Origin of the sequence: Pseudomonas moraviensis (genome assembly GCF_900105805.1) — a bacterium.
In the GTDB taxonomy this organism is placed as follows: domain Bacteria; phylum Pseudomonadota; class Gammaproteobacteria; order Pseudomonadales; family Pseudomonadaceae; genus Aquipseudomonas; species Aquipseudomonas moraviensis_A.
Genome location: NZ_LT629788.1, coordinates 1,697,389 through 1,711,636, shown reverse-complemented (window position 1 = coordinate 1,711,636; position 14,248 = coordinate 1,697,389). Strand labels below are relative to the sequence as shown.

8 protein-coding genes and 2 pseudogenes are annotated in these 14,248 nt (G+C 61.4%); all 10 read left to right on the top strand.

The window, feature by feature from the left end:
- Positions 1-214: 214 nt before the first annotated feature.
- A pseudogene (locus BLU71_RS28115) lies at positions 215-1,345 on the top strand (cache and HAMP domain-containing protein); the annotation flags it as partial.
- A gap of 333 nt (positions 1,346-1,678) precedes the next feature.
- A pseudogene (locus BLU71_RS28110) lies at positions 1,679-2,206 on the top strand (methyl-accepting chemotaxis protein); the annotation flags it as partial.
- Positions 2,207-2,418: 212 nt separating this feature from the next.
- The gene (locus BLU71_RS07895) at positions 2,419-2,865 is read left to right on the top strand and encodes a DUF411 domain-containing protein (protein ID WP_042609878.1); all 447 of its coding nucleotides are present in this window, start codon (positions 2,419-2,421) and stop codon (positions 2,863-2,865) included.
- Positions 2,865-3,299 (top strand): YqaA family protein, encoded by a 435-nt coding sequence (locus tag BLU71_RS07890; RefSeq protein WP_083352740.1) that lies wholly within the window; start codon positions 2,865-2,867, stop codon positions 3,297-3,299. The genes BLU71_RS07895 and BLU71_RS07890 overlap by 1 nt, the downstream gene beginning before the upstream one ends.
- Before the next feature lie 86 nt (positions 3,300-3,385).
- Entirely contained in the window at positions 3,386-4,432 is a 1,047-nt protein-coding gene (locus BLU71_RS07885; RefSeq protein WP_064362203.1) for an alpha/beta fold hydrolase, read from the top strand.
- A 12-nt stretch (positions 4,433-4,444) separates the two neighbouring features.
- The gene (locus tag BLU71_RS07880; RefSeq protein WP_083352739.1) at positions 4,445-5,398 is read left to right on the top strand and encodes a D-2-hydroxyacid dehydrogenase family protein; all 954 of its coding nucleotides are present in this window, start codon (positions 4,445-4,447) and stop codon (positions 5,396-5,398) included.
- Between the two features lie 588 nt (positions 5,399-5,986).
- Positions 5,987-7,573: a glycogen synthase GlgA gene (glgA, locus tag BLU71_RS07875; protein WP_083352738.1), complete on the top strand. Its 1,587-nt coding sequence runs from the start codon at positions 5,987-5,989 to the stop codon at positions 7,571-7,573.
- Positions 7,574-7,590: 17 nt separating this feature from the next.
- Complete coding sequence (gene treZ, locus BLU71_RS07870) at positions 7,591-9,393, top strand: malto-oligosyltrehalose trehalohydrolase (protein ID WP_083352737.1); 1,803 nt, start codon at positions 7,591-7,593, stop codon at positions 9,391-9,393.
- Positions 9,390-11,468: a 4-alpha-glucanotransferase gene (gene malQ, locus BLU71_RS07865; protein ID WP_042609872.1), complete on the top strand. Its 2,079-nt coding sequence runs from the start codon at positions 9,390-9,392 to the stop codon at positions 11,466-11,468. Before treZ ends, malQ begins: the two co-directional genes overlap by 4 nt.
- On the top strand, positions 11,465-14,239 hold the full coding sequence (locus tag BLU71_RS07860) for a malto-oligosyltrehalose synthase (RefSeq protein ID WP_064362195.1): 2,775 nt from the start codon (positions 11,465-11,467) through the stop codon (positions 14,237-14,239). Before malQ ends, BLU71_RS07860 begins: the two co-directional genes overlap by 4 nt.
- Positions 14,240-14,248: the final 9 nt, after the last annotated feature.

Genomic DNA, 14,248 nt, shown 5'->3' with positions numbered 1-14,248 from the left:
GACTACCAGCAAACGTTGCGTTAGAGCGGTCACGGGGATGTAACAAATGTCGTGCGCCGTGGTTGTGTACCCAAGCTGATACCAACCGGTCATCGCCCCGGGTGGTTTCGGCGGGCGAGCAGCTAAAGCTTCCGCCCGAAACGACGATACGCTGTGAACCCCGCCCTGTTTTGTTCCCCTCCGCCAACAACAACGCCGCTCAAGGATCAGTTCCATGCCCGCACTGCGCACTATTCAGGCTCGCTACACGCTGTTTCTGATTCTGTTTATCTTGTTGTTGTCAGTGCTGACCGTCGTCGGCATCAGTCAATTGGTGGCGCCTACCCTGCGCGATACCGAAGAGAAGGTCGTGCTCAACCGCATCGCCGAGGTCGCCGTGCAGATCCAGGGCGAACTGAACAAGGTACAGGCGCAGCAACGCAGCATTACCCAGACCATCCCGCTGCTCGACAGCGCCGCCATCGACACGGTGTTGCCGGGCCTGGTGGATCAGTACGGCGAGCTGAAAGTCTTCGGCGGCGGCATCTGGCCTTTGCCGGGCCAGCGTGAAGCCGGGCGCAACAAATTCAGTACCTTCTGGCACCGCGACGCCTCGGGCCAGCTGAAGGTCAACACCTTCTGGAACAGCGACGCCGCACCGAACTACTACGACCAGAGCTGGCACAAGGGCGGCATGGCCACCCCGCGCGGCCAATGCGCCTGGGCCGCGGCCTATAAAGACGACGCCAGTGCCGAGCCGCGCACCAACTGCGCCATGGCCATCTACAAGAACGGCAGTGCCTGGGGCGTTTCGACCATCGACGTGACGCTGGGCTTCTTCAACGATCTGGTGGCGCGCAAGGAAAAAGACCTCAACGCCGAGATGCTCATCGTCGAGGCTGACGGCAAGATCATCAGCAACAGCTCGCGCATCAGCGGTCCGATCGTGTTGAAGAACATCAGCGAACTGGCGGCCAGCTCGACTTTCGTCAATCAGATCAAGACCGGCTTGCAGAATCGGGATAAAGCGCAACGTGTCGAGTTCGATAACAACGGTGAAGACGCTACATTTTTCATGCGCCCTATCGAGGGCACACCGTGGTTCCTCGCCACCGCCCTGCCGACCAAAATGCTCACTGCCCAGCGCGACGACGTGCTCCACAGCTTGAGCCTGATCCAGATTCCGCTGGTGATCCTGCTGGTGCTGTTGCAGGTTTACGCGATTCGTAAACTGGTGCAGCGCATGAAGGCGCTGAAGGCCAACATCGATTCGCTGTCCAGCGGCGACGCCGACCTGACCCGCCGCATCACCATTCGCGCTGAAGACGAACTGGGTGCCATCGGCCATTCGGTCAACACCTTCATCGCCTATTTGCAGAACATGATCGGCGAAGTCACCCAGGCCACCGGCGCCATGGCTTCGAGCCTCGACAATCTGCAACGCACTTCGGCGCACACCAGCCAGATCCTGCTGCGTCACGCCTCGGAAACCGACCAGACTGTCACCGCGATCACCGAAATGAGCTCGACCGCCGAAAGCGTCGCGCAGAATGCCGCTGAAACCGCTGCGTTCACTCAACGTGCCAACGAGAACGCCGATCGCTCGCGCGTCGTGGTCGGTGAAGCGACCAACAGCGTAGTCGCGCTGATCGACGAAGTTGCCAGCGCTACACACAAAGTTGAAAACATGCAGCAGGACGCCCAGCGCATCACCGAAATCCTCGGCGTGATCGGCGCGATTGCCGGGCAGACCAACCTGCTCGCCCTCAACGCGGCCATTGAAGCGGCGCGTGCCGGGGAACAGGGTCGCGGCTTTGCGGTGGTAGCGGATGAAGTCCGTGCCCTCGCCGCCCGAACCCAGGCCAGCACCTCGGAAATCAACGAAATGCTGACCCGCCTGACCCAAGGCGTGAGCTCTTCGGTCAGCGCCATGGAAAACACCCAGGCCAGCTGTCAGTCCGCCGCTGACGCCACGGCTCGAGTCAACTCCGGGCTGGACGAAATGGCCGGTTCGGTCAGCCACATCAACAGCCTCAGCACCCAGATCGCCACCGCCGCCGAACAGCAAAGCGCAGTGACCGAAGAGATCAATCGCAGCATGGTGCAGATCCGCCACATGGTCGATGAGCTGGTGCAGAGCGGCCAGGCCAGCGAGCTGAATACCCGGCAATTGCTGGAAGCCAACAGCCGCGTGAGTGCGATCATGGGACGGTTCAAGGTTATTTAAGCCAACCGCATACCTGTAGGAGTGAGCCTGCTCGCGATGGCGGTTTATCGGTCAAGAATTTTGTCGACTGGAATACCGCTATCGCGAGCAGGCTCGCTCCTACACTGGTTAGCGTGTCTTGTAGCAACTGGAAACACTCAGTTGATGCCGGGGCGAAAAAACCGGTCAAAATGGGTTCTTTTTGACCGCCACCCGAGTCGAGAGCCCTTTCCATGCGAAGCCAACTGCGTCTGCTCGCCCTGAGCACCCTGTTCATCTCCTCCCTGGCGCAAGCCGCCGAACTGATCCCGATCGAAGTGCACCGCGATGCCAATTGCGGCTGCTGCAAAAAGTGGATCAGCCATCTCGAAGCCAATGGCTTCAAAGTCCAGGATCACGTCGAAAGCGACATGAGCCGCTTCAAACAGCAGCACGGCGTACCACCGCGTCTGGCGTCCTGTCACACGGCAATCATCAACGGCAAATTCGTCGAAGGTCATGTACCGGCCGATCAGGTGCTCGCGTTAAGCAAGCGCGACGATCTGCTCGGGGTTGCCGCGCCGGGCATGCCAATGGGCTCGCCGGGGATGGAAATGGATGGCATGAGTGACGCATACCAGGTCATCGGCCTGAAAAAGGACGGCGCTGATGTGGTGGTGGCGGACTACCCGGCCCGTTGATGGGGGCGGCTTACTTCGGCCTGTTCTTTGCGGCGTTTGGGGCGGCGACATTGCTGCCATTGCAGTCCGAGGCATTGCTGGTCGGGCTGATCGTCAGCGAGCGCTATTGGCTGTGGGGTCTGCTCGGGGTGGCGACGCTGGGCAATGTACTCGGTTCGCTGGTCAACTGGTGGCTGGGCCGTGGCATCGAGCGCTTTCAGGATCGGCGCTGGTTTCCGGTCAGCCCTCGACACATGGCCAAGGCGCGCAAACATTACGAGCGCTACGGGCACTGGTCGCTGCTGCTCAGTTGGCTGCCGGTGATCGGCGATCCGCTGACCTTGATTGCCGGTGTCATGCGCGAACCACTCGGGCGTTTTCTGTTGATCGTCACGCTGGCCAAAGGCGCGCGCTATGGCGTGCTGGCTTTGCTCACGCTGGGCTGGCTCGGTTGAACCAACCCTGCGTGTGATTGCCTTTGTTTAACGTCGGCGTAATCCCGGCCTTTCACAGTCGGCCAATTTTCAAGGAGTTTGTGCTTATGTCCGTCACGCTTTCCCGCTGGCTGCCCGGCCTCGTCCTCAGCGCTGCGTTGCCGCTAATGGCGCACGCCGCCACTGAAACCGCCCCCGCCGAAGGGCCGGCCTACGGCCCGGAACTCCAGGGTTTCCAGTATCCCTACACGCTTAAACACTTCGCCTTCGAATCCCAGGGCCAGAAACTGCAAATGGGCTACATGGACATCGCCGCCAATGGCAAGGCCAACGGGCGCACCGTGGTGCTGATGCACGGCAAGAATTTCTGCGCGGCGACCTGGGACAGTTCGATCAAGGCCTTGAGCGATGCCGGTTACCGGGTCATCGCCCCGGACCAGATCGGTTTCTGCACCTCCAGCAAACCTGAGCACTATCAATACAGCTTCCAGCAACTGGCCACCAACACCCAGCAATTGCTCAAAGCGCTGGGCATCCAGAAAGCCACTCTGCTCGGCCACTCCACCGGCGGCATGCTCGCCACCCGTTATGCGCTGCTGTTCCCTGAACAGGTCGATCAACTGGCGATGGTCAACCCGATCGGCCTGGAAGACTGGAAAGCCCTCGGCGTTCCGTATCGCACCGTCGATCAGTGGTACCAGCGCGAGTTGAAGGTCACGGCCAAGGGCATTCGCGACTATGAGCGCACCACTTATTACGATGGCCGCTGGAAGCCCGAATTCGATCGTTGGGTCGACATGCTCGCCGGCCTGAGCAAAGGCCCGGGCAAGACCCAGGTCGCATGGAACTCGGCGCTGATCTACGACATGATCTTCACCCAGCCGGTGTACTACGAGTTCAAGGACCTGAAGATGCCGACCCTGCTGCTGATCGGCACATCCGATACCACCGCAATCGGCAAGGACCTCGCGCCGCCGGAAGTTAAAGCCCGAATCGGCCACTACGAGGTGCTGGGCAAACAAGTCGCCAAGCTGATTCCACAGTCGACGCTGATTGAATTCCCGGGCATGGGTCATGCGCCGCAAATGGAAGAACCGGAAAAATTCCATCAGGCGCTGCTCGGCTGGCTGGGCAAGACTCCTTCCGTTCCTTGATGAGGTGAGGCGATGACGGTGCAGATTGCAGTGATCGACGACTGGCAGGACGTGGCCCGCGATGTGGTCGACTGGTCAGTGCTCGACGGTATCGGTGAAGTAACCTTCGTGCACGATTACCCGGCCGACAACGCCACGCTGTCCGAGCGCTTGGGCAAGTATCAAGTGATCTGCGTGATGCGCGAACGCACGCGATTCGACGCCGATCTGCTTGGACGCTTGCCTGAATTGAAGTTGCTGGTCACCGGCGGCATGCGCAATGCCGCGCTGGACATGCCTGCCGCAGCGGCGTTGGGCATCAAGGTCTGCGGCACCGACAGCTACAAACACGCCGCGCCGGAGCTGACCTGGGCGCTGATCATGGCGGCCACCCGTGATCTGGTGAAGGAAGCCAACGCCCTGCGCGCCGGCCAGTGGCAACAGGGGCTGGGCGGTGATCTGCATGGCAAGACCCTGGGCATTCTCGGCTTGGGCAGCATTGGCCAGCGGGTCGCGCAGTTCGGTCAGGTGTTCGGCATGCGGGTGATTGCCTGGAGCGAAAACCTCACCGCCGAACGCGCTGAACAGGCCGGCGTGACTTACGTCAGCAAGCAGCAACTGTTCGAACAGGCCGACGTACTGTCGGTGCATCTGGTGCTCAGCGAGCGCAGTCGCGGTCTGGTCGATACCCAGGCGCTGGACTGGATGAAACCGACTGCACTGCTGGTCAACACCGCGCGCGGGCCGATCGTCGATGAAGCTGCGCTGATCAAGGCATTGCAGAAACGGCGCATCGCCGGGGCGGCGCTGGATGTATTCGATCAAGAGCCTCTACCGGCCCTGCACCCGTTTCGCACGCTGGACAACGTCCTCGCCACGCCGCATGTGGGCTATGTCAGCCGGCAGAACTATGAGCAGTTTTTCCGGCAGATGATCGAGGATATTCAGGGTTGGGCGGAGGGAGAGCCGCTCCGTCTGTTGAACTGATATCAGCTCCAAGCCACCCGTGACTCGGCCGACGCCATCGCGAGCAGGCTCACTCCTACAATTTGAAATGCGTTCCCCTGTAGGAGTGAGCCTGCTCGCGATATCGTCCTCACTGCCCAAAGAATCAAACTGACTGCACCAGAACAGTGCAGGCACCCCATCCCCTAGCACAAAATCGTGACTACCCAGTCACCGTTTTAGCCCACTCCAGACGAAAAACATGCCCTTCGTCGGAGCATTCCCTCCGCTAAACCCTCACTTACATCCCGACACAACCGATTGTCGAACAATTTACCCATTTGCCCTTACCCGCTCTAGGATCTGGCCTAGACTGATTTTTCAGTGGTTAAACCACTCGGTCATACCGACGAAAAAAAGTCGAAACTTTTGCTTCACGCCACAGGTCATCAGAACAACTGGGCGAAAGCGACTGGTGTAATCCTTGCAACGGCCTCACCACCCATTCTGCTTGCGCGTGTTGGGTCAGCATTTGCTCACCGATGCGTGGCGCCTTTGCGCCCGGCCACAGGACTTGGCCACGAAACAGCTTGTTCGAGACAAGAATCAGATCACACACGGGAGATACATATGATCAGTGCGGCATTGGATATTCAGGGAGAGCGTGCTCACCAGTCGCTTGGAGAATCGAGCACCGTCAGTGTTCCCGGCAGCCGACAGATCAACGTACCCGGCACCAAAGCGCTTGCTCCGGTAGCAAGCCAGAACCCCAACAAGAAGAAAGTGTTGTTCGTCACGTCCGAAATCGCCGATCTGGTCAAGACCGGCGGTCTCGGTGACGTCTCCGCTGCCCTGCCCCGGGCCATGGCTCATCTGCATGACGTGCGTGTGCTGATCCCTGGTTACCCGCAGGTGGTGCACAGCGAAAACCCGATTCACATCATCGGCGAACTGGGTGGCCACGCCGCGCTGCCACCTTGCAAGATCGGGCGCATGGACATGCCCGATGGCCTGGTGATCTACGTGTTGATCTGCCCTGAATTGTACGAACGTGAAGGTGGCCCATACGGCGCCAACAACGGCCGCGACTGGCCGGACAACCATATTCGCTTCGCCCGTCTGGGTCTGGCCGCTGCCGACATCGCCGCCAACCTCGCACAAATCCACTGGCGCCCGGATCTGGTGCACGCCCACGACTGGCCTGCTGGCCTCGCGCCCGCTTACATGCACTGGCGCGGGCAGCGCACCCCGACCCTGTTCACTATTCACAACCTTGCCTATCAGGGCGTGACCAGCCTCGGTTCCTGCCCGGAGCTTGGGATTCCCGCCCACGCACTGCAACAGGAAGGCATGGAGTTCTACGGCAAGATGTCGTTCCTCAAGGCCGGCATGGCCTATTCGAGCCACATCACCACCGTCAGCGCCACGTATGCCCAGGAAATCACCACCCCGGACTTCGGCTGCGGCCTCGACGGTTTCCTCGCTGCCAAGACTCAGCAAGGTCTGCTCAGCGGCATTCCTAACGGCATTGACGAGAGCTGGGACTCGGCGACTGACCCGCACCTGTTCGCCCCGTTTGCCATCGGCGACTGGGAAGGCAAAGCGGTCAATGCCGCCCACGTCCGTGAGCTGTTTGGCCTGCACGATTCCACCGGTCCACTGTTCGCCGTGGTCTCGCGTCTGGTCTATCAGAAAGGCCTTGACCTCACCGAAGCGGTGTCCGAGTTCATCGTGCAGAACGGTGGCCAGATCGCGATCATCGGTCGCGGCGAGCCGGAAGAAGAACAAGCCATGCGCGAATTGGCCCTGCGTTTCCCAGGCCAGATCGGCGTGCGCATCGGCTTCAATGAAACCGATGCCCGGCGCATGTTCGCCGGCAGCGATTTCCTCCTGATGCCATCGCGTTACGAGCCGTGCGGCTTGAGCCAGATGTACGCCCAGCGTTTCGGCTCGTTGCCGGTCGCGCGCAACACTGGCGGTCTGGCCGACACCATTGAAAACGGCGTCACCGGCTTCCTTTTCGATGAATCCACGGTTGATAGCTATAAAGAAGCCCTGAGCCGCGCGTTCAAGGTCTTCGCCTTCCCGGAACTGCTCAATGCCATGCGTTGCCGGGCCATGGCCGCACCGTTCAACTGGAGCAAAGCAGTTGAACCCTACGCCGAACTTTACGAACAACTGGTCGCCAAGGCGTTGGGTAAAGCCGGCCACAAATAACCAGGGAGTTGCAGAAAATGCCGTCAAGGACCCAAGAAACCTGGCCCCACGGCGCGATCATGCTGGATGCCGAGCACACGCAATTTGCGTTGTGGGCGCCTGACGCGTTCTACGTCAGTGTGGAACTGGAAGATGGAAAATCGTTGCCGATGCTGCCACAGGGCGACGGTTGGTTTGTGATCAAGGCCAGCTGCCCGGCGGGCAACCGCTACCGCTACTGCATCGATGGCGAGCTGGAGGTGCCGGACCCGGCCTCCAGAGCGCAGGATGGTGACCTTGACCGCCACAGTGTGGTGGTCGACCCGCATGCCTATCAATGGCGGCACACGACCTGGAATGGTCGGCCATGGAGCGAAGCGGTGATCTACGAGTTGCACGTCGGTGCGCTCGGTGGTTTTGCCGAAGTCGAACAGCATCTCGCGCGGCTGGTGGCACTGGGTATTACCGCGATTGAACTGATGCCGCTGGCGCAATTCCCCGGTGATCGCAACTGGGGCTATGACGGGGTGCTGCCCTATGCGCCTCAAGCCTCCTATGGCACGCCCGAACAACTCAAACACCTGATCGACACCGCCCACGGCCATGGCCTGGCGGTGATTCTCGACGTCGTCTACAACCACTTCGGGCCTGACGGCAACTATCTGCATCGCTACGCCAAGAGCTTTTTCCGCGAGGACAAGCACACGCCCTGGGGTGCGGCGATCGACTTCCGCCGCCCGGAAGTGCGTGAGTTCTTTATTGAAAACGCCTTGATGTGGTTGCTCGAATACCGTTTCGACGGCCTGCGTCTGGACGCGGTGCACGCGATTGAAGACCCGGACTTTCTCAGCGATCTGGCCCGGCGTATTCGCCAGCAGATCGACCCGACCCGCCACGTCTGGCTGACCGTCGAGAACGAACTGAACCAGTCGAGCCTGTTGGAAACCGATTACGACGCGCAATGGAACGATGACGGTCATAACGCCTTGCACGTGCTACTGACCGGTGAAACCGATGCCTATTACGCCGACTATGCCGCGCAACCTACCGAGCAACTGGTTCGCTGCCTGAGTCAGGGCTTCGTATTCCAGGGCCACATCACCCGTCATGGCGAACCGCGCGGCGAGCCGAGCGAACATCTGCCCTCCACCGCGTTCGTGCTGTTTTTGCAGAACCATGACCAGATCGGCAATCGCGCTTTTGGCGAGCGTCTGCATCAACTCGCCGATCCGCGTGCGGTGCAAGCGGCCACCGTGTTGTTGCTGCTGTCGCCAATGATTCCGCTGATCTTCATGGGCGATGAATTCGCCGCCGAGCAACCGTTTCTGTTTTTCACCAGCCACCACGGTGAACTGGCGGAACTGGTGCGTGAAGGCCGGCGCAACGAATTCGCCGCGTTCAGCGCGTTTACCGATCCGCACAAGCGCGAGCAGATCCCCGATCCGAATGCCGAGAACACCTTCCACGCCTCGCAGCCGCGACTGGTCGGCAGCGGCACACCGTTACAACAGCAGACCCAGGAGCTTTACCGGCAACTGCTGAAGTTGCGTCACCAGTACATCATTCCAAATCTCTCCGGGACCCAGGCGCTGGGTGCGCAAATGCTCGGCTACGGCGCAGTAAGCGCACGCTGGCGGCTGGGCGATGGCAGTGAGCTGCGAATTGACCTGAACCTCAGCGATACGCCAGTGGTCAACCCTGCACAGACCGATACCGAGTGGTTGTTTCAACAGCCAGCCGCCATCGAACTGTCGGACCCGAACCAACTGCCGGCGTACACCGCGCTCGTCAGCCTCACGGCCGCACCCCCTTTGCCCCCCCTGAACGGAGAGCGCCTATGAGCGATGCGCAACTGGAAATACTCGCCAGCCGAGCCGGCCTCGCCGTCGACTGGATCGACGCCAACGGGCGTCAACAGAAAGTCGCTCCTGCTGTGCTGCGTAATGTCCTGATCGGACTCGGCCACCCGGCCAGCACTGCGCAAGAAATCGATGCCAGCCTGCTGGAATTGCAAGAGGTCCAGCAGGACCGCCATTTGCCGCCCCTGTTGACTTGCGACGTGGGCGTTGCCTTGAATCTGAGTCGCTATTTCTCACCGGAGACGCCCTGCGAGATTCATCTTGAAGATGGCTCGCAGATGAACCTCAAGCTGGATAACGAAGCGATGCTGCCCGGTCTGATTCCGGTCGGTTACCAGCAAGTGCACATCGGCGATCAGTATTTCACCCTGGCCGTGGCGCCCGAGCGTTGCTTCAGCGTCGGCGATGCCGTCGATAGTCCTATCCCCCGCGCCTGGGGTCTGAGCGCGCAGTTGTATGCCTTGCGTCGTCCCGGCGATGGTGGTTTCGGCGACACGCAGGCACTGGAAGAACTGGTGCGTGTGGCCGGCGAACGTGGTGCCGATGCCCTGGCGATCAGCCCGATGCATGCGATGTTCAGCGCCGATACTGGCCGCTACAGCCCCTACTCGCCCTCCAGTCGCCTGTTTCTCAATTCACTGTACGCCGCGCCGGGGAGCATTCTCGGCGAACGCGCCTTGCGTGACGCGATCGACGCCAGCGGCCTGGCCGCGCAGTTCGAGCAGCTTGAAAATCTCAAGCTGATCGACTGGCCCGCTGCCGCCGAAGCCAAGCAGAAGCTGCTGCAAGCCTTGTATGACGGTTTTGTCGCTGGGGAGCATCCGCTGCACGCCGACTTCGCCAGTTTTCGCCACGCCGGCGGCGAAGCGCTGGAAAACCATTGCCGCTTCGAAGCGATTCAGGAAATGCGCGCCGCCCGTGGCGAAAGCCTCGACTGGCGCGAATGGCCCGAGCACTGGCACGACCCGCGCGGCTCTGCGCTGGCAGCTTTCGCCGAGGAATACGCCGAGCGCATCGGCTATTTCGCGTTCTGCCAATGGCTGATCCATCGTTGTCTGGAACGCGCGCAAACGGCCGCGCGCAGTGCCGGCATGGGCATCGGCCTGATCGCCGACCTCGCTGTCGGTGCTGACGGCGCTGGCAGTCAGGCCTGGAGTTTTCAGGACGAACTGCTCGCCTCGCTGACCGTGGGGGCGCCGCCGGACATCCTCAATCGCAGCGGCCAGGGTTGGGGCATTTCCGCGTTTTCGCCCGAAGGCCTGATCCGTAACGGTTTCCGCGCCTTCATCGACATGCTGCGCGCCAACTTCGCCCACGCCGGTGGTCTGCGCATCGACCATGTCATGGGGCTGCAGCGTCTGTGGGTGATCCCCAACGGCGCTCATCCGGCCGACGGTGCCTATCTGTATTACCCGTTCGACGACATGCTGCGCCTGCTGACTCTCGAGTCGCATCGTCATCAGGCCATCGTGCTCGGCGAAGACCTTGGCACCGTGCCGGAAGGCCTGCGGGAAAAACTCGCCGCACGTTCGATTCTCGGCATGCGCGTGCTGTTGTTCGAACAGGACAACACTCGCTTCAAACCGATCCTCGACTGGCCGGATGACGCGCTGGCCACCACCAGCACCCATGACCTGCCGACGCTCAACGGCTGGTGGCATGGTCGCGATATCGACTGGAATGCGCGCCTTGGACTGGTCGATGCCAACGGCGAAATCGACTGGCGCCGGCACCGCGAGCGCGAACGCGAAGGCCTGCGCGATGCGCTGCGCCAGGACCCGCAGAATTTCCGCGAAGAGTCCCACGAAGCCGATCAAGTGGTCGATGCCAGCGTGCGTTTCCTCGGCCACACCCGCGCGCCGCTGGTGCTGTTGCCGCTGGAAGATGCCCTGGGGATCGATGAACAGGCGAATCTGCCCGGCACTACCGATTCACACCCGAACTGGTCGCGACGCTTGCCCGGTCCCAGCGAAGCGTTGCTGGACGGCCCCGATGCCGCCCGCCGCCTGGAACTGCTGGCCTGCGCGCGCCTTCAAGCCACTGAGCGTGACCAATGAATCAACAGCAAATCCAGCCCCTGCGCGCCACCTTGCGCCTGCAATTTCACAAAGGATTTACCCTCGAACAAGCGGTGCCACTGGTGCCGTACTTCGCCCGACTCGGCATCAGCCATATCTACGCTTCGCCGCTGCTGGCGGCGCGAGCCGGTTCGATGCACGGCTACGACGTGGTCGACCCGACCCAGGTCAACCCTGAGCTGGGCGGCGAGCCGGCATTGCGCCGACTGGTCAGCACCCTGCGCGAGCACAACATGGGGCTGATCCTCGACATCGTTTCCAACCACATGGCCGTGGGTGGCAACGACAACCCGTGGTGGCTCGACTTGCTGGAATGGGGACGCCTGAGCCCGTACGGCGAATTCTTCGACATCCAGTGGCACTCGCCGGATCCGTTGATGGAGGGCCAGTTGCTGTTGCCGTTCCTCGGTAGCGACTACGGCGTGGCGTTACAGGACGGCACGCTCAAGCTCAAATTCAACCCGCAGGCCGGCAGTTTCTACGTCGAACATTACGACCATCACTTCCCGATCTGCCCGAACAATTATGGCGAGTTGCTCAAATCCGACGACACGCTCAAGTCCCTGGCCGATCGCTTCAGTACGCTCAGTTACCAGACCGATGCCCACTCACTGGCGATCCCGCTGAAGCAGGAGCTGCGCGAGCTGGCAAGCGATCCGCGTGTTCTGGCCACCATCGAAAGCAACCTCGCTCAGTACGATTCCACCCGCGAAGAAGGCTTCCAGAAGCTTCACGAACTGCTTGAACGGCAAAGCTATCGCCTCGCCAGTTGGCGCACGGCGGCGGACGACATCAACTGGCGGCGTTTCTTCGACATCAATGAACTTGGCGGCCTGCGCGTCGAGCGTCCGGCGGTGTTCGAAGCGACCCACGGCAAAATCTTCCAATTGGTTGAAGAAGGTTTGGTCGACGGCTTGCGCATCGACCACATCGACGGCCTCGCCGACCCGCGCGGCTATTGCCGCAAATTGCGTCGGCGCCTTGATCATCTGGCACCGGGACGTCATCTGCCCATCTATGTCGAGAAGATCCTCGGCGAGGGCGAAACCCTGCGCCGGGACTGGAGCGTTGACGGCACCACCGGTTACGAGTTCATGAATCAGCTGTCGCTGCTGCAACACGACCCGGACGGCGAACATGTACTCGGCGAACTCTGGCAGCGCCGCACCGAGCGCCCCGCCGCGTTCATCGAAGAAGCGCAACTGGCCCGTCAGCAGATCCTCAACGGTTCGCTGGCCAGCGATTTCGAAAGTGTCGCCCAGGCGCTGCACCAGGTCGCCCGTGATGACTTGATGACTCGCGATCTGACCCTGGGCGCGATCCGCCGCGTGCTGCACGCACTGATCGTGCACTTCCCGGTTTACCGCACCTACATCAGCGCCCTCGGCCGCTCGGAACAGGACGAAGCGATTTTCCAGCACGCCATGGACGGTGCGCGGCAGACCCTCAGCGAGGCCGACTGGCCGGTGCTCGATTCGGTCGCCAGTTGGCTTGGCGGCACGCCGTGGCGGCGTAAGCCGCGCGGACGGTCGCGCAAGATCCTCAAGCATGCCTGCGTGCGCTTCCAGCAGTTGACCTCGCCGGCAGCGGCCAAGGCCGTGGAAGACACCGCGCTGTATCGCTCGGCGGTGCTGCTGTCGCGCAATGATGTCGGCTACAACACCGAACAATTCAGCGCGCCGGTCAGCGAGTTCCATGAAGTGAATCAGCAGCGCATGGCGGAGTTTCCCGACAACCTGCTGGCCACCGCCACTCACGACCACAAGCGCGGCGAAGACACTCGCGCGCGGCTCGCCGTGCTCAGCGAGCGCAGCCATTGGTACGCCGATCAGGTCGAACTGTGGCGCGCCCTCGCCCGTCCGGTACGTATCGAAGATGACGCGCCGTCCGCAGGCGACGAACTGATCCTCTATCAGGCATTGCTCGGCAGTTGGCCGCTGGATCTGCAGGACGATGACAAGGCAGGTTTCGCCGAGTACGCCAAGCGCATCTGGCAATGGCAACAGAAAGCACTGCGCGAAGCCAAGTTGCAAAGCAGCTGGAGCGCGCCGAACGAAGCCTATGAAAACGCCGCGCAAGCCTTCACGGAAAAACTGTTGACCGGCGACGAAGGCGAGTTGCTGCGCGCGGCGCTGAGCAAGACGGTCAACAGCATCGCCGCTGCCGGCGCGCTCAACGGGCTGGCGCAAACCTTGCTGCGCATGACCGTACCGGGGGTACCGGATCTGTATCAGGGCAACGAGTACTGGGATTTCAGTCTGGTCGATCCGGACAACCGTCGGCCGGTGGATTACGCCGCCCGTGAGCAGTCTTTGCAGGCATCAGTGCCGAATGCGCAACTGCTGAAAGAGTGGCGCGACGGACGCGTCAAGCAAGCCCTGATCGGCGAAGTACTGAACCTGCGCAGGGACCACAGCGAGCTGTTCCGCCGTGGCGACTACCAGCCACTGCAAGTGCTGGGCAGTCAGGCGCACAACGTGCTGGCGTTCGCGCGTGAGCACGAGGGCGTGCGGGCCATTGTAGTGGTGCCGGTGCGCTGCGCGACGTTGCTGGAAAACAGTGCCATCCCGCAGGTCGATGCGCTGCGCTGGGGCGATACGCGGGTGGTTTTACCGTCTGCCGCTCCGGATGCAAACCTGAAGGGACTTTTTGCCAGCAGCGTAGTCACACAAAACAGGGAGCTGAATGTCAGCGAAGCGCTGGGGGATGTCCCGGTCAATCTCTTTATCCAACACTTAACACAAGCATGAGTTCAGTTC

What these genes read in the sequence shown, in the direction of transcription:
- BLU71_RS07895 (WP_042609878.1), top strand. Translation starts at nt 2,419, where the DNA reads ATGCGAAGCCAACTGCGTCTGCTCGCCCTGAGCACCCTGTTCATCTCC.
- BLU71_RS07890 (WP_083352740.1), top strand. Translation starts at nt 2,865, where the DNA reads ATGGGGGCGGCTTACTTCGGCCTGTTCTTTGCGGCGTTTGGGGCGGCG.
- BLU71_RS07885 (WP_064362203.1), top strand. Translation starts at nt 3,386, where the DNA reads ATGTCCGTCACGCTTTCCCGCTGGCTGCCCGGCCTCGTCCTCAGCGCT.
- BLU71_RS07880 (WP_083352739.1), top strand. Translation starts at nt 4,445, where the DNA reads ATGACGGTGCAGATTGCAGTGATCGACGACTGGCAGGACGTGGCCCGC.
- glgA (WP_083352738.1), top strand. Translation starts at nt 5,987, where the DNA reads ATGATCAGTGCGGCATTGGATATTCAGGGAGAGCGTGCTCACCAGTCG.
- treZ (WP_083352737.1), top strand. Translation starts at nt 7,591, where the DNA reads ATGCCGTCAAGGACCCAAGAAACCTGGCCCCACGGCGCGATCATGCTG.
- malQ (WP_042609872.1), top strand. Translation starts at nt 9,390, where the DNA reads ATGAGCGATGCGCAACTGGAAATACTCGCCAGCCGAGCCGGCCTCGCC.
- BLU71_RS07860 (WP_064362195.1), top strand. Translation starts at nt 11,465, where the DNA reads ATGAATCAACAGCAAATCCAGCCCCTGCGCGCCACCTTGCGCCTGCAA.